Annotated in this window: 25 protein-coding genes; 16 read left to right on the plus strand and 9 right to left on the minus strand. The window is 70.8% G+C overall.

Annotated features, from left to right (window positions below; genetic code table 11):
- Positions 1-16 precede the first annotated feature (16 nt).
- From CX1_RS02175 to CX1_RS02215, 9 genes are all read left to right on the plus strand, one after another.
- On the plus strand, positions 17-601 hold the full coding sequence (locus tag CX1_RS02175; protein WP_046649707.1) for a C40 family peptidase: 585 nt from the start codon (positions 17-19) through the stop codon (positions 599-601).
- A gap of 318 nt (positions 602-919) precedes the next feature.
- Positions 920-1951, plus strand: coding sequence for an NlpC/P60 family protein (locus CX1_RS02180; protein ID WP_046649683.1), 1032 nt, complete (start codon positions 920-922; stop codon positions 1949-1951).
- Positions 1952-1982: 31 nt separating this feature from the next.
- Positions 1983-3191 carry a glycosyltransferase family 4 protein gene (locus CX1_RS02185; RefSeq protein ID WP_082719004.1) on the plus strand — a complete coding sequence of 403 codons (1209 nt, stop codon included), beginning with the start codon at positions 1983-1985 and terminating at the stop codon, positions 3189-3191.
- 11 nt (positions 3192-3202) lie between these two features.
- Positions 3203-3643: an SRPBCC family protein gene (locus CX1_RS02190; protein ID WP_046649685.1), complete on the plus strand. Its 441-nt coding sequence runs from the start codon at positions 3203-3205 to the stop codon at positions 3641-3643.
- A 74-nt stretch (positions 3644-3717) separates the two neighbouring features.
- Complete coding sequence (locus CX1_RS02195) at positions 3718-4656, plus strand: hypothetical protein (protein WP_146780785.1); 939 nt, start codon at positions 3718-3720, stop codon at positions 4654-4656.
- A gap of 65 nt (positions 4657-4721) precedes the next feature.
- Complete coding sequence (locus tag CX1_RS02200; RefSeq protein ID WP_174520139.1) at positions 4722-5705, plus strand: ROK family protein; 984 nt, start codon at positions 4722-4724, stop codon at positions 5703-5705.
- The gene (locus tag CX1_RS02205; RefSeq protein ID WP_046649688.1) at positions 5698-6444 is read left to right on the plus strand and encodes a lysophospholipid acyltransferase family protein; all 747 of its coding nucleotides are present in this window, start codon (positions 5698-5700) and stop codon (positions 6442-6444) included. The genes CX1_RS02200 and CX1_RS02205 overlap by 8 nt, the downstream gene beginning before the upstream one ends.
- Before the next feature lie 99 nt (positions 6445-6543).
- Complete coding sequence (locus tag CX1_RS02210) at positions 6544-7035, plus strand: polyadenylate-specific 3'-exoribonuclease AS (RefSeq protein WP_046649689.1); 492 nt, start codon at positions 6544-6546, stop codon at positions 7033-7035.
- Positions 7036-7116: 81 nt separating this feature from the next.
- Positions 7117-8505 (plus strand): class II 3-deoxy-7-phosphoheptulonate synthase, encoded by a 1389-nt coding sequence (locus CX1_RS02215; protein ID WP_046649690.1) that lies wholly within the window; start codon positions 7117-7119, stop codon positions 8503-8505.
- An 84-nt stretch (positions 8506-8589) separates the two neighbouring features.
- Here the strand turns inward: CX1_RS02215 and CX1_RS02220 are convergent, their stop codons facing one another.
- Together CX1_RS02220 and CX1_RS02225 are read right to left on the minus strand one after the other, a co-directional pair.
- Positions 8590-9510, minus strand: a complete 921-nt coding sequence (locus CX1_RS02220) for a hypothetical protein (protein WP_146780783.1) — start codon at positions 9508-9510, stop codon at positions 8590-8592.
- 112 nt (positions 9511-9622) lie between these two features.
- On the minus strand, positions 9623-10297 hold the full coding sequence (locus CX1_RS02225; RefSeq protein WP_046649692.1) for a fasciclin domain-containing protein: 675 nt from the start codon (positions 10295-10297) through the stop codon (positions 9623-9625).
- Between the two features lie 284 nt (positions 10298-10581).
- Here CX1_RS02225 and CX1_RS02230 point away from each other — a divergent pair, with 284 nt between their 5' ends.
- Together CX1_RS02230 and CX1_RS02235 are read left to right on the plus strand one after the other, a co-directional pair.
- On the plus strand, positions 10582-11163 hold the full coding sequence (locus CX1_RS02230) for a sigma-70 family RNA polymerase sigma factor (RefSeq protein WP_046649693.1): 582 nt from the start codon (positions 10582-10584) through the stop codon (positions 11161-11163).
- Complete coding sequence (locus CX1_RS02235) at positions 11160-11978, plus strand: anti-sigma factor (protein ID WP_060925198.1); 819 nt, start codon at positions 11160-11162, stop codon at positions 11976-11978. The genes CX1_RS02230 and CX1_RS02235 overlap by 4 nt, the downstream gene beginning before the upstream one ends.
- Before the next feature lie 80 nt (positions 11979-12058).
- Here CX1_RS02235 and CX1_RS02240 read toward each other — a convergent pair whose 3' ends face one another.
- Complete coding sequence (locus CX1_RS02240) at positions 12059-14533, minus strand: PASTA domain-containing protein (RefSeq protein ID WP_060925199.1); 2475 nt, start codon at positions 14531-14533, stop codon at positions 12059-12061.
- 101 nt (positions 14534-14634) lie between these two features.
- On the opposite strand from CX1_RS02240, the gene CX1_RS02245 reads away from it, so the two are divergent.
- On the plus strand, positions 14635-15000 hold the full coding sequence (locus tag CX1_RS02245) for an Rv2175c family DNA-binding protein (protein WP_046649695.1): 366 nt from the start codon (positions 14635-14637) through the stop codon (positions 14998-15000).
- 35 nt (positions 15001-15035) lie between these two features.
- On the opposite strand, the gene CX1_RS12645 is transcribed toward CX1_RS02245, so the two are convergent.
- From CX1_RS12645 to CX1_RS02265, 4 genes are all read right to left on the minus strand, one after another.
- Positions 15036-16286, minus strand: a complete 1251-nt coding sequence (locus tag CX1_RS12645) for an alpha/beta hydrolase (protein ID WP_217994755.1) — start codon at positions 16284-16286, stop codon at positions 15036-15038.
- A gap of 15 nt (positions 16287-16301) precedes the next feature.
- Complete coding sequence (locus tag CX1_RS02255; RefSeq protein ID WP_082719005.1) at positions 16302-17945, minus strand: alpha-(1->6)-mannopyranosyltransferase A; 1644 nt, start codon at positions 17943-17945, stop codon at positions 16302-16304.
- Positions 17942-19621 (minus strand): phytoene desaturase family protein, encoded by a 1680-nt coding sequence (crtI, locus tag CX1_RS02260; RefSeq protein WP_244465400.1) that lies wholly within the window; start codon positions 19619-19621, stop codon positions 17942-17944. Before crtI ends, CX1_RS02255 begins: the two co-directional genes overlap by 4 nt.
- Before the next feature lie 69 nt (positions 19622-19690).
- Positions 19691-20815: a polyprenyl synthetase family protein gene (locus CX1_RS02265; protein WP_046649697.1), complete on the minus strand. Its 1125-nt coding sequence runs from the start codon at positions 20813-20815 to the stop codon at positions 19691-19693.
- An 82-nt stretch (positions 20816-20897) separates the two neighbouring features.
- Here CX1_RS02265 and metF point away from each other — a divergent pair, with 82 nt between their 5' ends.
- Positions 20898-21884: a methylenetetrahydrofolate reductase [NAD(P)H] gene (gene metF / locus CX1_RS02270; RefSeq protein ID WP_046649698.1), complete on the plus strand. Its 987-nt coding sequence runs from the start codon at positions 20898-20900 to the stop codon at positions 21882-21884.
- Here metF and CX1_RS02275 read toward each other — a convergent pair.
- Together CX1_RS02275 and CX1_RS02280 are read right to left on the minus strand one after the other, a co-directional pair.
- Complete coding sequence (locus CX1_RS02275) at positions 21881-22486, minus strand: LppM family (lipo)protein (RefSeq protein ID WP_052753052.1); 606 nt, start codon at positions 22484-22486, stop codon at positions 21881-21883. The two genes, metF and CX1_RS02275, sit on opposite strands and share 4 nt — an antisense overlap.
- 82 nt (positions 22487-22568) lie before the next feature.
- Positions 22569-23252 (minus strand): GNAT family N-acetyltransferase, encoded by a 684-nt coding sequence (locus tag CX1_RS02280; protein ID WP_046649700.1) that lies wholly within the window; start codon positions 23250-23252, stop codon positions 22569-22571.
- A gap of 266 nt (positions 23253-23518) precedes the next feature.
- Here CX1_RS02280 and CX1_RS12225 point away from each other — a divergent pair, with 266 nt between their 5' ends.
- From CX1_RS12225 to mraZ, 3 genes are all read left to right on the plus strand, one after another.
- Complete coding sequence (locus CX1_RS12225) at positions 23519-23938, plus strand: SAV_6107 family HEPN domain-containing protein (RefSeq protein WP_052753053.1); 420 nt, start codon at positions 23519-23521, stop codon at positions 23936-23938.
- Between the two features lie 255 nt (positions 23939-24193).
- Positions 24194-24613 carry a DUF3040 domain-containing protein gene (locus CX1_RS02290; protein ID WP_060925201.1) on the plus strand — a complete coding sequence of 140 codons (420 nt, stop codon included), beginning with the start codon at positions 24194-24196 and terminating at the stop codon, positions 24611-24613.
- Positions 24614-25341: 728 nt separating this feature from the next.
- Entirely contained in the window at positions 25342-25773 is a 432-nt protein-coding gene (gene mraZ, locus CX1_RS02295) for a division/cell wall cluster transcriptional repressor MraZ (protein ID WP_060925202.1), read from the plus strand.
- Positions 25774-25789 lie beyond the last annotated feature (16 nt).

Raw genomic sequence — 25789 nt, forward strand, 5'->3', positions numbered from 1 at the left:
CACGGAGTTTTTCATCATGGGTAAGCACCAGCGCCGTTCCAACATCGCCCGCAACGCCGCCGCCTTCGGCGCCACCGTCGCCGGCATCACCGCCCTTGCCGCGCCGACCGCGTCGGCCGCCCCGATCAACATTCCGGGCGTCGGTTCCTTCGACGTCCCGGATGTCCAGAACATCCAGAACATCGAGGGCATCGCCGGCGCCATCCCGGGCGCCGACGCGATCGTCAACCGCTCCGCCGCCGCCGCTCCGGCCATCTCCACCGGCCAGAAGATCGTCGACGCCGCGCGCTCGCAGATCGGCACCCCGTACGTGTGGGGCGGCACCCAGCCCGGCGGCTTCGACTGCTCCGGTCTGACCTCCTGGTCCTACTCGCAGGTCGGCAAGTCCATCCCGCGCACCTCGCAGGCCCAGGCCGACGGCGGCCAGTCGGTCGGCATGGGCGGCAAGCAGCTCGGCGACATCATCGTCTTCTACCCGGGCGCCACCCACGTGGGCATCTTCTCCGGCGGAAACAACGTCATCCACGCGCCGCAGTCCGGCCAGAACGTCCACGAGACCAGCATCGACTACATGCCGGTCCACTCCGTCGTCCGCTTCTAAGCGAATTCGACTCCTGCCATGATGGGCGGGGCCACGGGATTCTTCCCGGGCCCCGCCTCATGGTTTTTCCGGGGTGCTTGTCCCGGGTGCTTTTCCGGGGGCCGTGCGGGTGGGGCGCCCCGGGTTTTCCCGTCACGGGGGTCACTTCAGGCAACACGTTTCACTCCCGGTGCAGATGTCCGGGAAATCACGCCGAAGTGATTCGACCGGCATCGAAACCGTTGTTAAAGTTACGCCGAATGACCCGTTGACCGGGGACTTGCCGATGCGCCGGCGACCATCGCCCGCGCATCCCGTTTCGAAAGGCCATCCCGCACCGTGCGCCACCGCAGGAACCATCTCCGCCGCCTGATCGCCTCCGCCTCCGTGGTCGCGTGTCTGGCCGCCCCCGTCGCCATCGCTCCGTCCGCGATGTCCCAGGAACTCACCGCCGACGGCATCATCGCCGATCTGGAGGAGCTGTCCCGGGAAGCCGAGGAAAACTCCCAGGACGTCATGCGCCTCGACGGCGACGTCGCCAAGCAAGAGGAACTGGTCCGGAAGCTGCAGGGCGAGGTCCAGGAAGCGACCCGTTCGGCCGAGGCGGCGCGCGGCGAGGTCGACCGGCACCGCGACGAGATTTCGCAGTTCGCGCGCCAGCGCATGCGCGGCGACGTCGTGGACCCGATCACCGCGGTCATCGGCTCCAACGACGCGCAGGATGCGCTGGACCGTTCGTCGTACGTCTCGCAGATGTCGCGCGAGAAGGAGGGCACGCTCTCGGCGGTGTCGAAGCGCCAGCGCGAGGCCGCCGATCGCTTCGCGCGCGCTGCGTCGGCGAAGGCCGTCGCCGGCGTGCAGCTGGGCGCGCTGGAGAAGAAGCGCGGCGAGCTGGAGAAGAAGACCGGCGAACTCGAGCGCCGCACGCAGGAGGTCCGTGACCGCGTCGATTCCCTGTCGCCCGCGGAGCTCGCCGCCTGGCGCGCCAAGGACAACCCGATCACCGAGGGCCTGGGCCAGCTGCTCGGCTCGTCCGGGGCCGTCGACGCCGCGATGACCAAGGTCGGCTCCCCGTACTCCTGGGGCGCGGCCGGGCCGGACGCCTTCGACTGCTCGGGTCTGATGTACTGGGCCTACCAGCAGCTGGGCAAGTCCATTCCGCGCACGTCGCAGGCGCAGCTGGCCGGCGGCACCCCGGTGTCGCGCGATCAGCTGCAGCCGGGCGACCTGATCGGCTTCTACGAGGGCATCACGCACGTGGGCATGTACGTGGGCAACGGCATGATCATCCACGCCTCCACCTACGGGGTGCCGGTGCAGGTCGTGCCCATCGAGCAGGGCGGCCCCTACATGGGCGCCGTCCGCTACTGACGGTGTCGGCCGCGGCCGGCATCGCGGGTCCATGACCGTTCCGGGGCAGGGGAGCGCGCGCAGGCTTGACGACGGCCCGCGTGGCGCGCACGGCCGCGTTCTGTTGATCACCAACGATTTCCCGCCCCGCCAGGGCGGCATCGAATCGTATCTGCGGGATTTTTTGGGCACGCTCGACCCCGAGTCGGTGTCGGTGTTGGCGTCGACCCGCATCCCGGGCGCGGAGACCCGCGAGCATGACGCGGCGCTGCCGTACCGCGTGCACCGGCTCCGGGACCGGGTGCTGCTGCCGTTGCCGCACGTGGCACGGGCGGCGGCGAAGATCATCGCCGACGAGGGCATCGACGTGGTGTGGTTCGGCGCGGCGGCCCCGATGGGGCTGCTGGCGCAGGCGTGCCGGCGGGCGGGGGCGGCCCGGATCGTCTCCACCACCCACGGCCACGAGGTCGGGTGGTCGATGCTGCCGGTGTCGCGCACCGCGCTGAGGATCATCGGCGAGGGATCGGACGTGGTCACGTACATCTCGAAGTACACCCGCAACCGCTTCGCCGCCGCCTTCGGGCCGCGCACCGCGTTCGAGCGGCTGCCCTCGGGCGTCGACGTCGACCGGTTCCGCCCGGATTCCGACGCCGGCGCGCGCATCCGGGACCGCCACGGCATCGCCCCCGATCAACCGCTGATCGTCTGCATTTCCAGGTTGGTGGCCCGCAAGGGCCAGGACTCCCTGATCGCGGCGATGCCCGCCGTGCTCGACCAGCTGCCCGACGCCCGCCTGATGATCGTCGGCGCCGGCCCCCACGAGAAGACGCTGCGCGAACTCGCCGCGTCCACCGGCGTTGCCGGCCACGTGATCTTCACCGGTTCCGTGCCCTACGGCGAGCTGCCCGACCACTACAACGCGGCCACCGTCTTCGCCATGCCCGCCCGCACGCGCGGCCGGGGGCTGGACGTGGAGGGCCTGGGCATCGTGTACCTGGAGGCGCAGGCCTGCGGCGTGCCCGTCATCGCCGGCGACTCCGGGGGCGCGCCGGAAACGGTCGTCGACGGCGTGACCGGCGTCGTCGTCGACGGCCGCGCCGTCCCGGCACTTGCACGAGCGGTCATCGGCGTGTGCGCCGACCCCGCAAAAGCCCGGCACATGGGACAGGAAGGCCGCCGGCACGTCGTCGAGCACTGGACGTGGGAGGTCATGGGAGCCCGACTTTGCCGGATCCTCGCAGGCGGCGGGCCCCGCAGGTAACCTCGGAGGGCATGAGCGACCGAACGCAGGGACAGATCCTGATCAACGCCCCTCGGGAGCGGATCCTCGACGTCATCGGCGACGTCCCCGCCTACCCGGAGTGGGCCACCGGCACCACGGCGGCCGAGGTCACCGAGGCCGGCGACCGTCCGCTGCGGCCCAAGCGCGCCAAGTTCACGCTGGAAACGGTGCTCAAGGACGTCTATGAGCTCGACTACGAATGGGCGGACGATGGCGTGAGCTGGTCGCTGCTGTCGTCGCAGCTGCAGAAGTCGCAGTCCGGCCGTTACGTGCTCACCGAGGCCGACGGTGGGGCGACGAAGGTGCTGTACGAGCTGGAGATCGTCACCGCCGTGCCCATGCTGGGCATGTTGCGGCGCAAGGCCGAGCACCGGATCGTGGACACGGCGCTGAAGTCGCTGAAGCGCCGCGTCGAGGGTCTGCCTGAGTGACCCTGGAATCCCCGCAACCGCAGATGCCCCGGATGCCCCAGCCGCCGCGGGCGCCCCGGCATCCGATCGTGCTCGTGCCCGGGGCCCCCGGCGACCGCACCCCGGAGACCTTTCTGCCGGATGATCTGGAGTGGGCGGAGGCCGGCCCGGATCCCGTCGCCGATGCGGTGGCGCTGTTGCGCGGCATGGACGCCGACCGGTCGGCGCTGGAGGCGTTGACGGGTTTCGCGGGCCTGGAGCGGCTGCTGGTGTGGGCGAAGGCGCAGACCATCGCGGGCACGGCCCCGGCGGGCGTGCGCATCGGCCCGACCCCCGACCGGCAGATGTCGTGGTTGCGGCGCGTGCAGGGCCCGGCGCAGCTGGCGGACATCCTGGACCTGATCAATCCCCGCGTGGAACGGCACCGCTCCATGCCGGACGTGTTCGGCGACCGCTCCCGCCGGGCCCGCCTGCTGGAGGCGCTGTGGTCGTGGGGGAATTCGTGGCAGCGGATCGTCGAGGCCGGGGGAGTCCATCTGCGCACCGGCGGCGCGGTCGATGCGCGGGTGGCCGGCCTGGCGACGTGGATCGGCGTGGTGGTCGACGATGTGCCCGACCCGCCGCAGCCGCGGCTGACCATGGCGGACCTCGGCGTCGGCGGTGACGGTGCCCGCCTGTACCGCATGCGCGTGCGCGCGCCCCTGCATCTGGCGTTCCCCGAGTTCGACGGCGATGCTCCGCGCGTCGATTCCGGCGAGGCGGGCGAGGGGGCTCGCGCGTCGGCCCGTCGTCAAGCTTTTTTGCTTGACGACGGCGCAGATCCGGCCGATTTCCCCGAACCCACCGTCAGCGTCGAGACGACCGCGGCCGGCGTGGTGGCCCAGGTCGCCGGGTATTCGAGGCGGTTTCCGGCCCCCGCGATCCTGTCGGTCTGCGAGCAGGAGAAGGTGCGGGTGACGCCTCCGGATACGTGGGAGTCCGGCTGGGGGGATATTCTTGTCTGGTTCCGCGCCGATCCAGCGCGGCTGCCCTGACCTGCCGCGCCACCGATTCGGCCCCGCCCGACCCGGCCACCACCCATGAGGAGCCCCACGTGACGATCCCGCCACGAGCCACGCCCGAGGGGCCGACCATCAGCTTCGACATCGGCGGCACGCACCTGCGCGCGGCGGTGGTCACGGCCGACGGTGCGGTGATCGACCGGGTGCAGAAGTCCTCCAACGGCACGGCGGAGGCGCTCGAGGACGGCATCGTCGAGATGACCGCCGAGCTGCTCGTCGATCATCCCGATGCGGTCGCCGTCGGGCTCGCCGTCGCCGGATTCCTGGATTCGGAACGGCGCGTGGTGCGATTCGCGCCGCACCTGCCGTGGCGCGATGCCGACGTCGCCGCGCGGCTGGGGGAGCGGCTGCCGATCCCCGTGAGCCTGGAGCACGACGCGAATTCCGCGGCGTGGGGCGAATACCGCTTCGGCGCCGCCCGCGGCGCGCGCGATTGGGTCCTGTTCGCCCTGGGCACCGGCATCGGCGGCGCGATGATGAGCGGCGGAAAGATCTTCCGCGGCGCCCACGGCACCGCCCCCGAGTTCGGGCACCTCACCGTCGTGCCCGGCGGGCGTCCCTGCTCCTGCGGCAAGCGAGGCTGCCTGGAGCGCTACTGCTCCGGCACCGCGCTGGCGGCCACGGCGCGGGAGCTGGCCACGACCGGACGGTTCCACGGCCCGCTCGCCGAGTCGTGCATCGACGGCACCGCCACCGGCTCCGACGTGATGCACGCGGCGCAGACCGGAGATCCCCTGGCGGAGGCCGCGGTCGGCGACTTCGCCGACTGGCTCGGCCGGGCCCTGGCGCTGGTTTCCGACCTCTTCGATCCCGAGCTGATCGTCATCGGAGGTGGCGTCGCCCAGGCCGCCGATCAATACCTGGACCGGGCCCGCGCGGTGTTCGCCCGCGAGATCACCGGTGCCGGCCACCGCCCGCTCGCCCGCATCGAGGTCGCCCGGCTCGGTGCCGACGCGGGGATGATCGGCGCGGCTGATCTGGCGCGCGCCGAAGCTGAGGGTAAAGTTAGCGACCGTGAATAACCCCTGGTACAAGTTCTTCAAGTTCGTGCTCATCGGCCCGTTCCTGCGCGTGTGGAACCGCCCCACGTACGTGGGCGGGGAGAAGGTGCCGGAACAGGGTGCGGCGATCATGGCGTCGAACCACCTCGCCGTGATGGATTCGTTCTACTTTCCTCTGGTGGTTCCCCGCCAGTTGACCTTCCTGGCGAAGAAGGAGTACTTCACGTCCCCGGGCTTGGTCGGGCGGATCCAGAAATTCTTCTTCACCAACACCGGCCAGGTGCCCATCGACCGCAAGTCCGGCGACGCCGCCCAGGATGCCCTCGACGCCGGCATTGCCGTGCTGGAGCGCGGCGACCTGCTGGGCATGTACCCGGAAGGCACGCGCTCGGCCGACGGTCGCCTGTACCGGGGCAAGACCGGCCTGGCCCGCGTCGCGCTGCGCACCGGCGTGCCCGTGTACCCGGTGGCGATGAAGGGCACCGGCGAGGTCAATCCCATCGGCAGCTGGTTCCCGCGGCCCCGCAAGGTCGGCGTGGAGATCGGCGATCCGCTGGACCCGGCCGATTACCGCGACCGCGGCGACGAGTACGCCAACGCCCGGGCTTTGACCGACGATCTGATGGTGGCGCTGCAGAAGCTCAGCGGCCAGACCTACGTCGACGCGTACTCGGCCGAGGTCAAGGCGTCGCTGGCCGCGGGCGACGGATACCCGGAGGGCACCGAGCCGGGCGGTCGCCTGGAGCGTCCGCTGGCGTAAGACCCCGCGGCATCCGGCGGGCCGATTCACCGCCGCCGATATTCGACCGCGCCGACCCGGGGAGCAGTTCCCCGGGTCGGCGCGGTTATCCTGTCCATCGTGCGCTATTTCTACGACACCGAGTTCATCGAAGACGGCCGGACCATCGATCTGGTCTCCATCGGTGTCGTCGCCGAGGATGGCCGCGAGTACTACGCGATCTCCTCGGAGTTCGATGCCCGCGCCGCGGGCCCGTGGGTGCGGGCCAACGTGCTGGGCCAGCTGCCCAATCCGTCGTCGCCGCTGTGGAAGTCGCGGGCGACGATCCGCGATGAGCTGCAGCGTTTCCTGCTCGCGCCCGGTGCCGGAGACCCGGAGCTGTGGGCGTGGGTCGGCGCCTACGACCACGTGGTCTTCGCCCAGTTGTGGGGCGACATGACCCGCCTGCCGCGCAAGATCCCGCGGTTCACCCGCGAGCTCAAGCAGTACTGGGAGATGGCGGGGGAGCCGCGCCTGTCCAGGCAGGACGACGGCCGCCACGATGCGCTGGAGGACGCGCGCCACAATCTGGTGCGGTTCCGCGAGATTTCGAGGGTCTTCCCGCCGCGCTGATTCCGCCTCGGCCGCCTGCCCACCGCCCCCGGGACCCGGCACCTGCGGGAGTGGTTCTCGTGGTCGGCTACGATTGCTTCCGTGAGTTGGACCATTGACCTTCCCGTGAACGATCTCCCCGATCTTCCCCCGCTTCCCGACGGCATCCGCGAGCGCTTCGAAGACGCCCTGTCGCGCCAGGCGCTGCAGCAGCCGTCGTGGGATCCCTCGGCGGCGGCCAACGTGCGCCGCATCCTCGAGTCGGTGCCGCCGATCGTGGTGGCCCCGGAGGTGCGCAAGCTCAAGCAGGAGCTGGCGGACGTGGCCATGGGGCGTGCTTTTCTGCTCCAGGGCGGCGACTGCGCCGAGACCTTCGAGTCCAACACCGAGCCCCACATTCGGGCGAACATCAAGACGCTGCTGCAGATGGCGGTCGTCCTGACCTACGGCGCGTCGACGCCGGTGGTGAAGATGGCCCGCATCGCCGGCCAGTACGCCAAGCCGCGTTCGGCCGACCGCGATTCCGAGGGGCTGCTCAGCTACCGCGGCGACATGGTCAACGGCGTCGAGGCGACCGAGGAAGCCCGCGTCCACGACCCGGCCCGCATGGTCCGCGCCTACGCCAATGCGTCGGCGGCCATGAACATGGTCCGCGCGCTGACCGGTTCCGGCACCGCCGACCTGCACCGTCTCCACGAGTGGAACCGCGAGTTCGTCACCAACTCCCCGGCCGGTGCCCGCTACGAGGATCTGGCCCGCGAGATCGACCACGCCCTGCGTTTCATGCAGGCCTGCGGCGTGTCCGATTCGAACTTACAGACCGCGGACATCTACTGCTCGCACGAGGCCCTGGTCGTCGATTACGAGCGCGCGATGCTGCGCCTGGCCCACGACGAGTCCGGCGATGATCAGCTGTACAACCTCTCGGCCCACCAGCTGTGGATCGGTGAGCGCACCCGCGGCCTCGACGATTTCCACGTGGCGCTGGCCGCGATGATCGGCAACCCCGTCGGCGTGAAGATCGGCCCGAAGACGACGCCGGAAGAGGCCGTCGCCTACGTCGAGAAGCTGGATCCGCTGTTCCAGCCCGGCCGCCTGACCCTGACGTCGCGCATGGGCAACGACAAGGTGCGCTCGGTGCTGCCGGCGATCGTCGAGGCCGTCGAGGCCACCGGCCACAAGGTCATCTGGCAGTGCGACCCGATGCACGGCAACACCTACAGTGCGTCCAACGGCTACAAGACCCGCCACTTCGACCGCATCGTCGATGAGGTGCAGGGCTTCTTCGAGGTCCACCGCGCCATCGGCTCGCACCCGGGCGGCCTGCACATCGAGCTGACCGGCGAGGACGTCACGGAGTGCCTCGGCGGCGCCCAGGACATCGCGGACGTCGATCTGCCGGGCCGCTACGCCTCGGCGTGCGACCCGCGGCTGAACACCCAGCAGTCGCTGGAGCTGTCGTTCCTGGTTGCGGAGATGCTCCGCAACTAAAGGTCCGCGCCGTCTGTTTTACGACGGCCCGCGCCCGCGATGAGGGGCCCCGGCATGATTGGCTGCCGGGGCCCCTTTGTCGCGTCAGTTGTCGAGCGCCCGGCGGTAGAAGCGCAGCCGCAGGTAGGCGTGGTCGGCGGCGTCTATGCGGCGCAGCCATTCGGCATTGGCGGCGGCGGTGCTGGCCGCGTGGGTATCGGGGTTGGTGGCGGCATCGGGACCGCCCGTCATGTTGCCAACCCCGGACTGCCCGCCAAACCCGGCCCGTCCGCCCGGGCCAAGCATGTCACCCAGGGCGGCCAGGGCGTCGTGGCCGTCGGCCATGGCGTCGTCGATGGAATCGATGATCGACCGGCGGGCCCGGTCCAGCTCCGGCGACCGGGGTTCGCGGGCGTACGCGGACTCCAGGGCGGTGCCGATGCCGAGGGTGTCGTCGATGCGGAACCACTCGTCGATGATTGCGGTGAGTCGGCGCCGGGAATCCGACGCCAGCTGGTCGAGGACCACCGCGGTGTTTTCGCCTGCGAGTTCGGCGCGGCGCCGCGCGAACAACCGGCCACCGGCGACGTAGAGCCCCGCGCCGGCCACGATCGCCAGGATCAGCAGCCCCGCCCCGCCCGCCAACCCGGCCAGCAATGTGCCGATCAACCGGGGCCCGATGAGCACGAGGGCGACGAGAACCAGAATCAAGGTCAACCGGCTCACGGCCGGCGGACGGGCCGGGAAGAAAGACGACGCGGGTGAACCCGATGACGCCGGCGACGCGATCGCACCCCAGCCCGGGGCGCCGAAGCTCCGCGCCACCTCGGCGGAGGTTTCCTCCACCACGGCGTCGGCGCGCTGCTTGGCCGCGAGAAGCCGCCGGTGGCGATGAGCTGGCTCGTCGGTGACGCGCAAATGGGGTGGCCCGTCGGCGTCGTCAAGCGCGGCCCGCCTGCGGGCAACCGGACCTGACAGGGGCCGCCCACCGCCACCCTGTGCCCCGCCTCCGTCCATGCCACCCATGCCACCACCGTACCGGCCCGCGCACGCGGCGAAGCCGGCTCCCCGGGGCAGGGGAACCGGCTTCAGAGCCATTGAATGGACGGGCGCCCGAGTGGCCGGACGGGCCCGCACACTACTCCGTCGGGGGCAGCAGAACCGAGTCGATCAGGTACACGGTGGCGTTGCCGGTCTTGATGCCGCCGCAGGAAATGTTCGAATCGTTGACCATCATCGTCTCGCCGTCCATGGTCACCTCGACCTCGTCGCCCTGCACGGTGGCGTGCGTGCCCTCCACCGCATCGAGGCCGGCCTGGCCATCAACGACGTGGTAGGTCAGCACCGCGGTCAGCAGATCGGCGTCGGTCTGGAGGGCCTCCAGCGTCGCGGCGTCGACCTTGGCGAACGCGTCCTCCGTCGGCGCGAAGATCGTCCACTCGCCGTCCTGCAGCGTCGCCGCAAGGTTGACGTCGGGGTTGAGGCCGCCCGTCAGCGCCGACGTGAGGGTGGCCAGCTCCGGGATGTTCTGGATGGCGTCGACGATGTTCTGGTCGGCGATCGCATCCAGCGACGCCGGGCCATCCGGGTGGGCCTCGGCGTAGGCCTGGCAGCCCGGGCCGGCCGGGGCGCCCTCGCCGGCGGCGGAGGTCTCGGTGGCCGTGGTCTCGGTGGTGGACGTGGCCGTCGAGGTCGCCGTGGTGGTGTCGGTGTTCTCCGTGGTCGCCGCGTCGTCGCCGCACGCGACGAGGGTCAGGGCCGCGACGGCGAGCATGGCGGCGGCGCCGGCGGTACGTCGGTTCGAGGTGCGCATGAGAGTTCCTTTTCGGTTAGTCGGGCCCGGAAGTGGGCCCGGCGTGGGTCGTGAACGTCGGTTTCCCTGGCCGCGCCAATCGGTTCCGCGGGTGGGAAATCGTCGTCGGCCTTTGCAACCTGATTGCCGGCCGTCACGGTGTATTCGGAGCCGCACCGGTCGGGGATGGGTCGGTGGCGGAACTTTTTCGGAAAAGTTTTTCGCGTTACTGTCGGAGGTGGCCGGCCTGCACCCGCGGCGCCCCGCATGGGCGACGGACAGGGGCGGCCAAGAAGGGAGTTCCGGTGCCGACACCGATTCCACGCGGCGACCGCGCGCTGCGGGTCCTCTCCGAAGGCGAGTTGATCGACCAGATCGCCGGGGGAGACTGGGACGCGTTCGCCGAGCTCTATGACCGCTTCGGTGCGCGCGTCTACGGAATGGCGCTGCGCGTGGTGGTCGATCCGAAGATCGCGGAGGATGTCGCGCAGGATGCGTGGCTGGCGATCTGGGACTCGGCGGCGTCGTTCGATCCCACCCGGGGTTCGGCGGCGGGATGGGCGCTTGCCATCGCGCACCGCCGGGCCGTCGACGCCGTGCGCAGCATCGACGCGAGCCGCCGCCGCGCAGATGCGGCCGCGGACCGTGACGCCGCGCGTCCGGTGGGCGGCGGCGCCGACGAAGACGTCCTCGCCGACGATGAACGCCGCGAGGTCGCCGACTGCCTGGGCACCCTGTCCGAACTGCAGCGTGAGGCGTTGGACCTGGCCTACTTCGGCGGGATGACGCAGAAGGAGATCTCGCGCAGGCTCGGCACGGGATTGTCCGCGGTGAAGTCGAGGATCAGGGATGGTTTGATCGCATTGAGGAGGTGCCTGGGCGAATGAACGTCAACGACGTCAATTCCACGTCCGGCGGCGGCGACGCCCCGGAGCTTGAGTCGTGGGCCGCGCTCGTCGCGGTCGATGCGGTGGATCCGGGGGATGAGGAATTCGTCCGGGAGCTTCGCCGGGACAATCCGCTTTTCGACGACCTCGTGGACCGCTACCGCCGTGATGCCGCGGATTTGGCCGCATCCGCCGCGGTCGCGCCGCCGGCGGGATTGCGGGGATCCGTGTTGGATGCCGTGGCGGGCAGGTCCCCGTCGGCGGAGGACGCCACCGTGGTGCCCATCAGCTCCGGGCGTCGGGGTGCGGCCGGTGGCGGCGCAGGCGTCGGCACCCGCGGCATGAATCGGTGGCGGCTGCGTTCCCGGGGGTTGGCTGCCGCGGCGGCGGTCGTCGTGGCCATTGGCGGCGGCGTGTGGTGGTCGACCTACGGCAGCGGCGGCGCCGATGGCACGGGTGACGGCGACGGCGGCTCCGTCGTGGCGGGGCCGTCGGAGACCCCGACGACGGTGGTGGAACGTGTCGATGTCGCCGGCGGGGTCGTCGAGGTGGAATTGGTCGAGGGCCATTCGGAGGCCACCGTCCACCTCACCGGCGTCCCGGCGCCCGACGAGGGGTCGGCGTACCAGATGTGGCTGGTGGGGGCGGAGTCGAGTCGTTCCGTCGGCGTCATGGGCCCGGAGGACGTCACGGACGACATGACCGTGGAGATCGACGGCGTCGACGCCGCGGACCGCCTGATGATCTCGGTGGAGCCCGCCGGTGGTTCCGCGGCACCCACCCAGGCGTTGGTGGACATCCCGCTGAGAAGCTGAGGGCCGGGAACTCGGCTATCGGGGGCCTCGGCGCACCTCGGGCGTGCCACCAGCGTGCCGCCCGCGCCGCCCGCGCGCCGCTAGAAGCCGCGGACGGTGACTTCGTCGCTCCGCTTGGCGTCGCTGCCGGAGCGCGGGGATTGGCTGTAGATGCGGTCGTCGTCGCTGGCGTCGCCGCTGATCTTCAGTTTCAGCCCGAGCTCTTCGAGTTTTTCGCGGGCGTCGCCGATCTTCGAGCCGAGGATGTTGGGCACCTCGACGCGGTCGGAGACCACGATGTCCACGGTTGCGTTGGAGGGTTCGACCATGGTGCCGCCCTGCGGGGAGGTGGAGTCGACCTGGCCGCCCCTGCGCGGGGAGTCCTCCGAGCGCGTGACGTTGCGGACGGCGAGGCCGGCGTCGGTGAGCCTCTTGCGCGCCTCGTCGAGGGACAGGCCCTCCACGTCGGGCACCTCGATGCCGTTGTTGACGGTCAGCGTGATGTCCGAACCTCGCGCCAGCCCGGTGCCGGGCTCGGGGGAGACGGATATCACGGCGTCGGGGTCGTACCTGTCGGAGAACTCCTCGGTGACGTCTGCGACGGTGAGGCCGACGTCTTCGATGACCTTCCGCGCGTCGTCGATGTCCAGGCCGACGACGTCGGGGACGTTGACGGGGGCCTGCCCCTTGGACAGGTGGACGGTGACGATGGAGCCGGTGGCGACGGTCTGCCCGGCGGCGGGCTCGATCATGAGGATCGAGCCTTTGGGGACGGTTTCGGAGTACATGGGGTCGCCGGTCGCTTCGACGAGGGTGCGTTCCTTCAGCATCGTCGAGTACCGCGAGGGGGAGCGGTCGCCGGGCAGGGCGGGCACGGTGGGGCGGCCCAGGCTGACCACCACGGTTACCGGGGCTCCTTTGACGGCGCGCGCTCCGGCGAGCGGTTCGGTGCCGATGACCTGCGCCTGCGGCACCGCGTCGTGGTACTGCTGTTGCGCGACGGGTTCGAAACCGGCGTCGCTGACGGCCGCCGACGCCTGCTGTTCGGTCATCCCCGAGATCGACGGCACCTCGCCGTAGCGCCCGGAGCCGAGCCACCACGCGCCCAGGCCCATGCCCAGCGTCGCGATGAGCGCGATGATCAACCAGATGGCGCAGCCGGTGCGGGTGCGCTGGCGGCCTTCGCGCGCTCCGGCTTGACGACGTGCCGGCGTGGCGCCTCGTCCGCCGTGCCCGTCGTGGCCGCCGTCGCCGTGCTCGGGGGCGGCGTGGCGGGGTGCGGGGACGTCGGCGCGGTACGGCGGCTGGCCGGGCGCGCCCGGCGGCATCCCCGGCACCGCTCCCGGTGCGCCCGGAACGACGCCGGGCAGCACGGAGGTGGCGTCGGGGCGGGCGGCGAAATCGTCGCGGTCGTCGTAGGCGCCGTCGTAACCGTGCCGGTCATCGGCGTGGTCGCCGTAATCCTCCGCGTAGTCGTCCCCGAAACCCTCGCCGTAGCCGTCACCGGCGTCGGGGGAGGCGAAGGTGCCGGGCAGCGGCAGCGGTGCCGCCGGGACGTCATGGCGCGTCTCGTTCATGCCGTCATGGGCGTGCGGGCCGAACAAACCGGGCTCCGGCGGGCCGTCGAAAAGCTCCGTTCCCCGCACGTCCTCCGGATCCGGCGCGTCGAGGTCGTCGCGCGTGCGGGAGGCGCGGTGCGCGGCGGAATCGACGGGGGCGGGCACGCGGAAGGGCGGCAGCCCCAGCTCGTCGATGACGTCGTCGAGCTCGGCGGCGAACTCCGCGGCCGACGCGAACCGGTCCCCGGGCTCGCGGGCGCAGGCGTGCGCCACCAGGTCGTCGAACTCCGGGGGCACGCCGTCGATGATCTCCGACGGCGGCGGAACGTCCCTGTTCAGCCGCTGCAGCGCGACCGCCAGCGAGGAATCGCCGCTGAACGGGGTGGTGCCCGTGAGCAGCTCGTAGAGAAGGACGCCCGTGGAATACACGTCGGAGGCCGGGGTGACCTCTGCGCCGGTGACCTGCTCGGGCGACAGGTAACCCACCGTGCCCACGATGACGGAATTCGACGTGACCTTCGAATCCGCCGCCGCGCGCACCAGACCGAAGTCGGCGAGCTTCACCTTGCCGGAATCGGAGATGAGCACATTTTCCGGCTTGATGTCGCGGTGCACCATCGACCGTTCGTGCGCCAGCGACAACGCGCGCAACACCGGCCGCAGCACGGCCGCCGCCGCGTGGGGAGGCATGGGGCCGCGCTCGCGCAGCAGCTCCCGCAGGGTGCCGCCGTCGACGAGCTCCATGATCAGGAAGACGTGCCCGGCCGGATCGGAACCCTGGTCGTAGACGTTGACCAGCGACTCGTCGGCCATGCGGGCCACCGCCCGGGCCTCGCGCTCGAAGCGGACGCGGAAGGATTCGTCGTGGACGAACCGCGGGTCCATCACCTTCGCGGCGACGTCGCGGCCCAGCCGCAGATCCGTCGCGCGGTGGACGGAGCTCATGCCGCCGCGCGCGATGAGCGGCCCGATGCGGTACCGGCCGTCGAGGACGTCGCCCTCGCTCACTTCAGCCATCAGCCTGTTCTCCTCCCGTTGCCGCCCACCAGTATGGCCGACCGCCGCGCGCCGGTGCCAACGCGGGCGGGCGGGCGGCCCGGGCGCGGTATGGTTGCTGCGTGAGAAAGATCCCCACGTGCCCCGATGTCCTGCCCGCCGAGGAAGAGACCCTCGTGGTCCCCGACGTCGCCGACCACCTCGGCGTCCCGGTGACCCGCGTCCACGCCCTGCTGCAGGAGGGCAAGCTCGTCGCCGTCGATCGCCGCGGCGTGCCCCAGGTCCCGGTCCTGCTTCTCGACGACGACGGGGTGAACAAATTCGCGTCCGGCGCCCTGGCCGTCCTCGCCGACGGTGGCTTCCGCCCCGAGGAGGCGCTGACCTGGCTGTGGACCGAAGACGAGTCCCTGCCCGGCCGCCCGATCGACGGCCTGCACGGCCACCTGGCGCGCGAGGTCATCCGCCGCGCCCAGGCGATGGCGTTCTAGCCTTTCCGGCCGGCCCTTCGGCCCGACGTTTCGGCTCAGCCTTTCCGCTCGGTCATCATCAGCTCCGGATCCGACGCGAGCCGGTAGTCCTCGCCGACGTACACGGCCGAGGCATCCGGGGCGGACTGCGCACCATCGGTGCCCGGGGCCCCGCCGCCCATGACGTGGGTCGAAAACGACAGCACCAGGGCGCCGTAGGCGGTGTACTTCGGGTCATCGAGGTAGGACCCGTGCGACGTGCCCTTCACCACGGTCCACCAGGCCGGTCCCTGGTGCCGGTCGTAGGCCGGGCGCGACAGTGGCCACGGCACCAGCGATTCGTGCTCGGCGATGGTGAACAGCGCCGGCACCGACGACGGCGGGCTCATCGTCCCGAAATCGGCCGGTCCCGGCATGATCGCCACGAACCCCGCCGTCCGGAAATCCACGTCGCGGTATCCGTTGAGGGCGCCGTCGAGAAGCCCTCCCATCCGGGCCACCGACCCGCCGCCGGCCGACTGCCCGACGAGCATCGTCCGCGAGAAGTCGATCTTCCCGTGCAACGGTGACGCGGGGTCCAGGGAATGGTCGATGGCCGACTTCGCGGCGAGCTCGACCTGGTACCCGAACCAATTGACCAGCGTGTATCCCATCGCGACCACGTACCCGTGGCTGGCGTAGAGGCGCGCCTGCCGGTCGATCATCCCGGCGTTGGCGCCGACGCCGGGGCTGAGGATCATCAGCGGGGCCGAGGCGACCGTTCCCTCGGCCACGCCGGTGGGGTAGTAGAACTGCACGCCGATGGGCGAGTCGGTGCCGCCGGGGAACGTGTCGTAGCAGGAGGGGCGCTCGTGGACGTTCATCGTCGCCTCGACGACGTCGGCGTAGAGATCGTGGATGAGGTCGTCGCAGGCGCGCGCCTCCTTGGTCACCGTGATCGCATGCGGACCCGGGGCACCGAAGTCGGCGCGGATCGTGCCGGCCGGGGCGGGCACGACGGGGGAGTCGACCGGGGCCTGGCCGATCCCCTCCGGGCCGACGCCGATGGCGGATGAGCCCGCCGAACCGGCAGAGCCCGACGAGCCCGCCGAACCCACCGATCCATCGGGGCCGGCGGGCTGGGCCATTGCGGGTGCCGCCAGCAGGGGCACGGACGCCAGCGACAACGCCATCAACGATGCCGCCAAACGCCGGCGCGAGCCCCGGCCGGTTCGGGTGCCGGCGAGGCGGCCAGGGCCAGTGGTGTCGGTGCTGGTGGCGGTGGCGGTGTCGGTGCTGGTGGGTGATGCGGGTGGTGCGGCGGTCACGGGCGGGCTCCTCGGTCAGGGGCTCCGACTGCTTTCGGGCGCCACATCTTCTTCATGGAGCGTGCCACGCCACGTCACCGGCCGCTGGAGTTTTCCGTTAACCAACCAACGCAATGCGAACCAGGCGGCCACGGTGACCACGAACATCCACGGGATGTCGTAGAAGCGGTTGTTGCCGCCGCCGGAAAACGACAGGCACAGGATCAGCGTCGCCAAGACGGTGCCCTGCACCAGCCAACGACGCGGCCGTATGGTGCCGATGGGCGTCAGCAGGCTGGCGTAGTACCAGGGAAGCACCACGGCGTTGAACACCACGGCCACGCCATAGGCCGCGACCATGCCCGCCATGTTGCGGCGCGGGTTCTGCCGGAACACGAACCAGCAGATGACCAGCCCCAGCACCATGATCACCGAGGACACCGTGCGGGTGACGGCGACGATGGAGTTGAACACCACCGTGTCGTCGATCCAGGCCATGATCGCCGAGATGACGCCGGCCACCGCGGACGGCGCCGCCAGCGGGTTGATGACCTTGGTGTTGCCGCTGATCTCGGTCAGCCAGCCCCAGGTCGACCCGGTCGCCCAGGTCACCGCGGTCAGGGCGCCGACCATGAGGGCCGACATGCCGAGGCCGTAGCCCAGCAGCGACGGGAAGCGCCGGAACACGTCGGACCACCGGGGCAGCTCCCCGCCGCGGGTCACGGCGATCCACACCAGGAACGGCAGCGCGATGACCGCGGTGGCCTTCAGCGACACCGCGACGCCGATGAGCAGCGACGCGACGATCGCGCCGCGCAGGCGGGGCATCATCAGGCCGGCGGCCAGAGCCAGGGACACCAGGCCGACCATGATCGACTCGTTGTGCAGTCCCGCCACCAGGTGCAGCAGCACCAGCGGGTTGAGCACGCCCAGCCACTGCGCGAGCGCCGGGTCGCCGCCGAGCTCGCGGGCGATGCGCGGGATGGCCCAGGCGATGGCCAGGAAACCGGCGATGCACAGGATCCGGAACAGCACGACGCCGATGGAGATGTTGTCGCCGACGATGCGGGTGATCACCTCGTTGATGCCCAGGTGCAGCGGGCCGTACGGGGTGGTGGTGTTGCGCCAGTCGGCGGAGACCTCCAGCAGCATCGGGCCGGGGTTGACGGCGGCGCCTTCGCTGTAGGGGTCGAAGCCGTCGCGCATCATCGCGCCCTGCATCAGATACGAGTAGATGTCGCGCGAGAAGATCGGCGCCGACAGCGACAGCGGAACCAGCCACCACAGCAGCGACCGGTTGAGCCCGTTGAGGCGGGTTTCCGCCGGCGTGGCCCGGTTCTTCCAGATCAGCTGTCGGCCGGCCAGCAGCCAACCGCCGAGCAGCACGATGATGCCGATCCAGATCAGCGTTTCGAACAGCGCGAAGCCGTGGCCGTAGGTGATCCAGCCCAGGCCGAGCGCGTCGACGACGCCGCCGCGATAGCGGGTGGCGCCGGCGCCGTAGGACCCGATGGCCACCAGCAGCGCGCCCAGGAAACCGAGGCGTGCGGGGTCGCCGAACCAGCGGCCGCGCGCGGTGCCGGTCCGGGATGGCTTTGCGACGGCCGTCGCGCCACCCGTCCCGGCGTTTTCCTGCGGCAGAGCGTCGCCGGATGCGACGTCCGTGACGGCGTCGTTCATCGCACCGCACCTCCGGTGAATCGGTCGGCGGCCAGTGCGCCGGAAATCATGACGGTGGGCACGCCGACGCCGGGGACGGTGGTCGATCCGGCCAGCACCAGGTTCGCCGGCAGGCGCGGCGACAGGTTGCGCGGCCGGAACGGCCCGGTCTGCCGGAACAGGTGCGCCAATCCGAAGGGGCTGCCGTCGATCATTCCCTGGTCGGCCCAGGTGGCGGGCGTGTCGAGCCTGCCGACGGACCAATGCTCCGCGATGCCCGTCAGGCCGCGGTCCTCCAGCAGCGCGGTGACCTCGGCCAGGTGCGCCGGGCCGACGAGATCCCAATCGACGTCGGCGGAGGCGAGGTTGGGGCACGGCGCCAGGACGCTGACGGGCTCCCATTCGCGGCCGTCGGCATCGACGACGATGCGGTCGGGGCACGTCACGGCGGGGCGGGTGACCAGCAGCGACGGATCGGACATCAGGGAACCGCCGCGGGGCGCGGAAATCTCGCGGAACGTCTCGTCCCAGGCCTCGCCGAAGGAGATCAGGTGGTGGCGCCGGGGCCACTGGCGCGCGACGTCGACCGGCACCGCACCATGGGCGACCATGGCGGACGGGGACGTCCGGGTCGGCACCGCACGGCGCTTGGCCGGGGCGCCGGCGTCGGAAAGCCAGCCCTCGACGACCGGGAGGTCGACCGTGGCGACGAGGCCATCGCAGGGGAAGGACCCGCCGTCGACCACCACCGCTGTGACACCCCGATCGCGCCCGCCGACGGCCAGGCCCGTGACGGGCGTGGACAGCCGCAGATCACCGCCGGCCTCGACGAACGCGGCGGCCATCAGCTCCGCCATCGCGCCCATGCCGGAGCCGGTGCGCGACGACGTCGGGTAATACACGCCCATGGTGGTGTCCATGTGGGCGATGCAGCCGTACACCGCGCGGGCCTTCTTCGGCGCGACGCCGGCGTACAGGGACTGGAAGCTGAACACGCGGGCCAGCAGCTCGTCGCCGAGCAGGGCGTCGACGCGGCGGCCCAGCGACCCGAAAGCCCCCAGCTGCGCGAGATGGCCCAGATCGCCGGCGGCCCCGGCATCGCCGATCATGTCCAGCGGCGAATCGAAGCTGGCGGACATGAAGTGCGGGTACGCGGAGGCGAACATCTTCGCCAGCCACTCGCGCATCTCCAGGTAACCGGCGACGCGCGGCTCCGGATCGTCGCCGCCGGCTTCGGCGAAGCGGCGGATCTCGGCGCTCATCCGCGCGGCATTGCCGTAGACGTCGATCGACCGGCCGTCGTGGAACGTCGCATGGTAGGCGGGGGAGAGCTTGCGCACCTGGAAGTCGGGGTCGACGTCGGCGATCCGCTTTCCGACGGCCGCCAGCGCCGATTCCACCAGCTGGGGCATCGTCCACACCGTGGCGCCCGTGTCGGCGCGGACGGTGACGCCCGCACCCGGGACGGCGACGTCTTCGGTGGCGCAGCGGCCGCCGACGTGGTCGGCGGAGTCGACGACGGTGACCCGGTGGCCGGCGCCGAGAAGGTGGAGCGCGGCCGTCAGCCCGGCCAGCCCCGCCCCGATGACGACGACGTCCCGGGCCTGCCCGGCCGCGGCCGCGGGCACGAGGCGACGCGGCCCCGGCACCGGCGACAGCGGCAGGAACTTCATGATGGCGGGAGCGGGGTTCTGCACGTGTTCTACGTCCTCGTTGTTCTGTGGCTGGCGTATGGCCCGGTGGCTGTCGTCTGGCCCGGTGGCGGGCTACCAGGCCCGGGCGGTGGCGCGGCGGCCCATTTCGGCGAGCCGTTCGCGCTGCTCGTCGACGATCGGGGCGGAGTCCAGGGCCGCCAATCCGCGGCGGGTGAGGCGGTCGATTTCGACTTCCAGCAGCTCATCGGCGCCTGAGCCGCGGATGAGCTCGCGCAGCTCGTCGACGTCGTCCTGGCCGTCGACCCGGCCGAGCTTGTCGTCGAGGTGGCGGGCGCCGTCGGGATCGGACTCGCGCAGGCGGGCCAGCGCCGTGCCGACCAGCACGGTGCGCTTGCCCTCGCGCAGGTCGTCGCCCGCGGGCTTGCCGGTCACCGCGGGGTCGCCGAACACGCCGAGCTGGTCGTCGCGAAGCTGGAAGGCGATGCCGATGTCCAGGCCGAACTCGCGGTAGGCGTCGACGATGGCGTCGTCGGCGCCGGCGATGGCCGCGCCGATGTGGAGCGGCCGCTCGATGGTGTAGGCGGCGGTCTTGAAGCGGTTGACCTTCTCCGCCACCCCGACGCGGGAATCGCCGGAGGCTTCCGCCGTGATGTCCAGCAGCTGGCCGCCGAGGACCTCGGTGCGCATGCGCCACCAGGGCTCGCGGGCGCGGTTGCGGGCGGCGTCGGAAAGCCCGGAACCGTGGAACATGTCGTCGGCCCAGGCCAGGGCGACGTCGCCGGCGAGGATGGCCACCGACTGCCCGTAGTGCCCGGCGTCGCCGCGCCATCCGTTGTCGCGGTGACGGGACTCGAAGACCTTGTGCACCGTCGGGTTGCCGCGGCGGGTGGCGGAGGCGTCGATGATGTCGTCGTGGATCAGCGCGCAGGCCTGGATGAACTCCAGGGCGCACACCGACCGGAACACCGCCTCCGGGTCCTCGGCGTCGGCGCAGAGCCCCGCATCGCCGCCGGCGCCGAGCCAACCCGCCCACGCGAAGGCGGGGCGAACGCGCTTGCCGCCGAGCAGCGTGAAGTCCGACAAGGCGCCGATGACCCGGGAAAACTCTTCGTCGATGTCCGCGACCATGCCGGCCCTGGCCCCGAAGAAGTCCGTCAGCGCCCCGGTCACCGCCGCCGGGACGTCGAGGGGGGACATTCCGGGCTTGATCTCCGGATGGTTCGCTGAGTCGGCCATCACGCCACCTTTCGGGTGTATTCGACGCCAAACGGGGGCCGGGTCGGCGCGCCGCGTCCTACTCCCAATAAGATAACCGGTCATGTCCGACTTCCCGCCACCCGCGGTGGGCCGCCAGGTTCCCGTCCGCCACGCGCTGACCTTGCCCAGTCCCGGCCCCGTCCCGTTCTCCGTCGAGTTCATGCCGCCGCGGGATGACGCGGCGGAGGAGCGGCTGCTCCGCGCGGCCGAGGCGTTCCACGACCTCGGGGCGTCCTTCGCCTCCGTCACCTACGGCGCCGGCGGGTCCTCCCGCGACCGCACGCTGCGCATCGCCGAGCGCGTGTCCCGCGAACCGCTGACCACGCTGGTCCACCTGACGCTGGTCGGCCACACCGTGCCGGAGCTGCGCGAGATCCTGCGCGCGTACCTCGACCGCGGCCTGACCAATCTCCTGGTGCTGCGCGGTGACCCGCCGGGTGACCCGCTGGGGGACTGGACCCCGATGGAGGACGGCCTGAGCTACGCGTCGGAGCTGATCGAGTTCATCCGGTCGGAAGAGGAATTCGCCGATTTCGAAATCGGCATCGCGTCCTTCCCCGAGGGGTACTTCCGCGCCCCCGACCTGGAGTCCGACACCCGGTACACGCTGGCCAAGCTCCGCGCCGGCGCCGAGTACTCGATCACCCAGATGTTCTTCGACGTCGACCACTACCTTCGACTGCGCGACCGCCTGGCCGCCGCGGACCCGGAACACGGCTCCAAGCCGATCATCCCGGGCCTGATGCCGATCACGTCGATGCGTTCGGTGCGCCGCCAGCTCGAGCTGTCCGGTTCGGTGCTGCCGGCGGCGCTCGACGAGCGCCTCACCCGCGCCGCGGCCGGCGACGAGGAGGCCAACCGCGACGAGATCCGCAAGGTCGGCATCGAGGTGACCACCGAGATGGCCGAGCGCCTCATCTCCGAGGGCGTGCCCGGCATCCACTTCATGACGCTCAACTTCGCCCGCGCCACACAGGAAGTGCTGCACAACCTGGGCATGGCGCCGGCCTGGGGCACCGGGCAGGACATGCTGCGGGGCGGCTTCTAGTCCCTCATGTCGTGGTCGCGCCGGGCCCACAGGAACACCAGCAGCGCGGCCAGGATGCCGGCGGCGGACACGATTCCGGCCCACAGCATCAGCTGGTCCCGGTCGGTGCTGCCGGCGGGGGAGGAGGCCCAGAAGGTCGTGTCCCGGCCGCCGTCCATGGTCCATCGCACGGTGTTGCCGCCATCGACCGTTCCGTTGGTGCCGGTGACGGGGGCGGGAAACGCGATGGCCAGGGTGACGCGCGCACCGGGGTGGCTGGTGAGCGAGGCCTTGCCCGACACCGACACCTGGTTGCCGCCGATGCGCTCGAGTTCGAGGTCGATGGCGTCGCCCGCCGCGGAATCGACGAGGTCGTGGACCTCCTCGAAGGTCAGGTCGCGCACCACGTAGGTTGCCGTGCGGTCGCCGCCGGACACGCCGTTCTCCACGGTGACGCCGTCGCTGAACGCATCGGGGACGTCCCACAGATTCTCGCGGTCGGTCGCGCCCTGGGGCACCGACACGTGGATGGTGCCGTTGACGCGGTCGGAGCCGGTGATGGTCATCGCCGCATCGGTGGTGAAGCAGCCCGACAACGCGAGCGCCGGAGCGAGGGCCGCCACCGCCAGGGTTTTCCGGACGCGTCCGCGCCACCGGGGCGAACGTGCGCCGGGATCGGACCCGCGGATCGTGCGGGATTTCGTCTCAACGGTCATTCTGATCGCCCTTCCCGGACGGTCGGGCGGTTGCGGTGCCGGCGGCGTCGTCAAGCGAATCCGCGCGGCCCGGGCCCGGCAGCGGAAGCTTCGCCCCGAGCACCGCGAATGGGCGGGAATCGCCCGCGAAGTGGAAGTCGCGCAGCACGTCGGTGAACCCGAGCCGGCGGTAGAGGCGCCACGCGCGGTTGGCCTCGGCGGCGACCTCCGGGGTCGACAGCAGGACGCGGGCCTCGGGGCGGCCGCGCATCAGCTCGACGAGCAGCCGTTCGCCCAGCCGCGCGCCCTGGTGGCGGGGGTCGACGTGGATCTCGGCGAGCTCGACGTAATCGCCGAGAGTGCCCGTGACGGCATCGAGCGGGGCTCGGCGCGCGGCCAAGCCCGCCCGGACCTGCACGTGCCACCACTGCGTGGACGTGCCCGTCTGGCAATACGCGACGCCGGCCAGGGGAAAGCTCGGATCGGCCAGGGCCACGTGGGCCGCGACGTCGTGGGGGTGCGCGATTGCGGCGACGGCCGACCAGCCGGGCTCGTGGCGGGCCAGGGCCCAGGCGCGGACGCGCGAATCGATGACCGACGGGTCGTAGCCCATCGCCCGGACGTAAAGGGAGACGGCCTCGTGGAGCCGGAGCCGGAAGATCGGTTCCGGCAGGGGGAGGACGCTGTATCGCACCCGTCCAGCTTAGCCGGGGCGGGTGCGCGGGGTTCGGGGGCTTGACGACGGGCCGGTGCGGGTCGTCGAACTGCGGGGAACCGCCGATTGACCATTGTGTACGAATGGATGTTCGATTATGCTGGAGGGTGAATCCGACGGAGGATTTAGTGTTCGGGTCGTCGCGCAGGCGATGGCGGTCCGGTGGTGCGGTACCCGTCGAAAGAGTGGTCGATGTCGGCGCCGGTGGTGGCGCGGACGATGGATGAACGGAAAGGAGAAGTCGGATGGCACGGATCGGGAACGGGAGGAGCGCGGTGGTCGCGCCGTCGGGGCTGTCTCCGCAGGCGGTGAGTTTCCTGGGGCGGGCGTCGTCACTGCTGTCGCAAGCGCGGGTGGCGGCGCCGGCGGATCGTCTGGACCTGTCGTATCAGGCGGCGCTGCGGGTGGCGGGCGCGGTGCTGGCCGCGAATCCGGGCCGGCGCCGCAAGGAGGATCACAGTGCGTGGGCGCGAGTTCGGCGGCATGCGCCCGAGTACTCCGGCTGGGCGGCCCGGTTCGAGGCGTTCTCCCGGCAGTGGGAGGACGTGCGGCTGGGGTTGGTGCGCGGCGTCGACGAGCTCGAGGCCCGGCGGGTGCAGGCCATGGCGGCCGACTTTCTGGCGGAGGTGGAGGCGGATTTCGGGATGCTGTCCGACGTGGCCTGATTCGCGAGGGGAGACGCGGCCTGATCCCCGCGGGAATGTGGTGGTTCGGGCGGGGGCGCGTGCGTACACTGGCCCGCATATGAGGCGAGGACCCCGATCTTCGCGCGGCATGCGGTGCGCCGGGCGGATTCGGGAACAAAAGAGGCGCTTCGGCCGTTGAAGTTTGTGAGAAGGACCGTAGTGGCCGCGCGCAGGTGCCGCCGGTGCGGTGATCGAGACAACGACTATCCCGACCACGGGTCAGGGGAGGATTCCATGGGACTTTCCGAGCAGGAACAGAGGATGCTCGCCGAGATCGAATCGGCGCTGTATGCCGAGGATCCGAAGTTCGGTTCCGCCATGTCCGGAAAGTCGATGGGCCTGGATTCCGGTGGAACGTCCCGGGGCTTCAGTCCCCGCGTCATCGCCATCATCGGCGTCGGGCTGCTGCTGCTGATCGGCGGCATGGCGCTGGCGAACATCAGCCTGTGGTTCGTGACGCTCAGCGTCGTCGGCTTCCTGGCCATGTTCGGCGCCGGCGTGTGGGCCCTGACCGGGTCCGGTGACGGGGCGAAGCTCGTGTCCGTCGGCGCCGACGGATCCCGCTCGTCCGCGAAGTCCCGCAAGCCCCGCCGACAGGGTTCGTCCGGCGGCGGCATGGAAGACCGTTTCCGCGGGCGTTTCCAGGGGCGCTGACCCGAGCTTTTCGAACTTCCCGGAGTTCTCCGGGCTCCCTGCGTTTTTCCCGAACCTTCGCGGAATCCCCGAGTTTCACCCGACCCCGCCCCGGCCATTGCCGGGGCGGGGTTTTTCGTGCGCCGGGCGTCTCTTAGCGCTCGGGGCCGACCCGAACGGTGCGCGTCGCACCGGTGATGACGTAAACCCACCCCGAATGGCTTAACCCACCCGCTCTAACGGGTGGGTTAAGCCATTCGGGGTGGGTTAAGGCGCATCGGCCTGTCCCCACTTCGCCCCACCTCGAGTCCCCGCTTTCTCCCACTAGGCCGTGCGGACGGGCTTCCGTTCCGCCGGTGCCGGGCTGTCGGAGCCAGGGCTCGCAGGGCGAAGTTGAGAGTTGTGGGGAGAAACGCCAGGTCGGGGCAAAACTCGTTCCACTTAAAGATGTGATGCGCGACACGCCGGGTGGCCACGCCGTTGTGGTCGAAATCGTCGTGAAGCAATGCCGTGACACTGTGTGCGGGCGAACGCCCCACCTGGGAATATGCAGGTTGACAGGTTTTCAGGGTGAATGAACGGCATGAAAGTGGGGCGAGGAGGTGTTGCTAGTGGGGCAAAGTGGGGTACTGTGGGCCGTGATGTTGGAGAGGTCGACCGACATCGCAGGAAAAAGACGAATACCGATGAGATGACGAGATGCGGCGCCACCGCATCGTCCGGGTAAGGGGAGAGGAGCCGGCAGCGACATGTTCCTCGGCACCTACACCCCGAAGCTGGACGACAAGGGTCGTCTGACGCTCCCGGCGAAGTTCCGCGACGAACTCGCCGGCGGGTTGATGGTGACCAAGGGGCAGGACCACTCGCTGGCCGTCTACCCCAAGGACGAGTTCATCCAGCTCGCGCAGCGCGCGACGAAGGCATCGCGGACCAACACCCGCGCCCGCGCCTTCATCCGCAACCTGGCGGCGAGCACCGATGAGCAGCGGCCCGACGGGTCGGGGCGCATCACGTTGTCGGCGGATCACCGCACCTACGCGGGCCTGACCAAGGAATGCGTGGTCATCGGATCGATCGATTTCCTGGAGATCTGGGACAAGCAGTCCTGGGAGGCCTACCAGGCGGAGCACGAGGAAGACTTCTCCGACGGCGAAGACGATTCGCTGTTCGGGGTTCTGTAGGACTCGCCGCGCCGCC

It is taken from the genome of Corynebacterium xerosis NBRC 16721 = ATCC 373 (genome assembly GCF_001552415.1).
In the GTDB taxonomy this organism is placed as follows: Bacteria; Actinomycetota; Actinomycetes; order Mycobacteriales; family Mycobacteriaceae; genus Corynebacterium; species Corynebacterium xerosis.

Excerpts from the sequence above, each read along its gene's own strand:
- mraZ (WP_060925202.1), top strand. The coding sequence starts at position 25,342 with ATGTTCCTCGGCACCTACACCCCGAAGCTGGACGACAAGGGTCGTCTG.
- CX1_RS02185 (WP_082719004.1), top strand. The coding sequence starts at position 1,983 with ATGACCGTTCCGGGGCAGGGGAGCGCGCGCAGGCTTGACGACGGCCCG.
- CX1_RS12225 (WP_052753053.1), top strand. The coding sequence starts at position 23,519 with ATGGCACGGATCGGGAACGGGAGGAGCGCGGTGGTCGCGCCGTCGGGG.
- CX1_RS02265 (WP_046649697.1), bottom strand. The coding sequence starts at position 20,815 with ATGGCCGACTCAGCGAACCATCCGGAGATCAAGCCCGGAATGTCCCCC.
- CX1_RS02190 (WP_046649685.1), top strand. The coding sequence starts at position 3,203 with ATGAGCGACCGAACGCAGGGACAGATCCTGATCAACGCCCCTCGGGAG.
- CX1_RS02255 (WP_082719005.1), bottom strand. The coding sequence starts at position 17,945 with ATGAACGACGCCGTCACGGACGTCGCATCCGGCGACGCTCTGCCGCAG.
- CX1_RS02235 (WP_060925198.1), top strand. The coding sequence starts at position 11,160 with ATGAACGTCAACGACGTCAATTCCACGTCCGGCGGCGGCGACGCCCCG.
- CX1_RS02220 (WP_146780783.1), bottom strand. The coding sequence starts at position 9,510 with ATGGGTGGCATGGACGGAGGCGGGGCACAGGGTGGCGGTGGGCGGCCC.
- CX1_RS02225 (WP_046649692.1), bottom strand. The coding sequence starts at position 10,297 with ATGCGCACCTCGAACCGACGTACCGCCGGCGCCGCCGCCATGCTCGCC.
- metF (WP_046649698.1), top strand. The coding sequence starts at position 20,898 with ATGTCCGACTTCCCGCCACCCGCGGTGGGCCGCCAGGTTCCCGTCCGC.
- CX1_RS02290 (WP_060925201.1), top strand. The coding sequence starts at position 24,194 with ATGGGACTTTCCGAGCAGGAACAGAGGATGCTCGCCGAGATCGAATCG.
- CX1_RS02175 (WP_046649707.1), top strand. The coding sequence starts at position 17 with ATGGGTAAGCACCAGCGCCGTTCCAACATCGCCCGCAACGCCGCCGCC.
- CX1_RS02240 (WP_060925199.1), bottom strand. The coding sequence starts at position 14,533 with ATGGCTGAAGTGAGCGAGGGCGACGTCCTCGACGGCCGGTACCGCATC.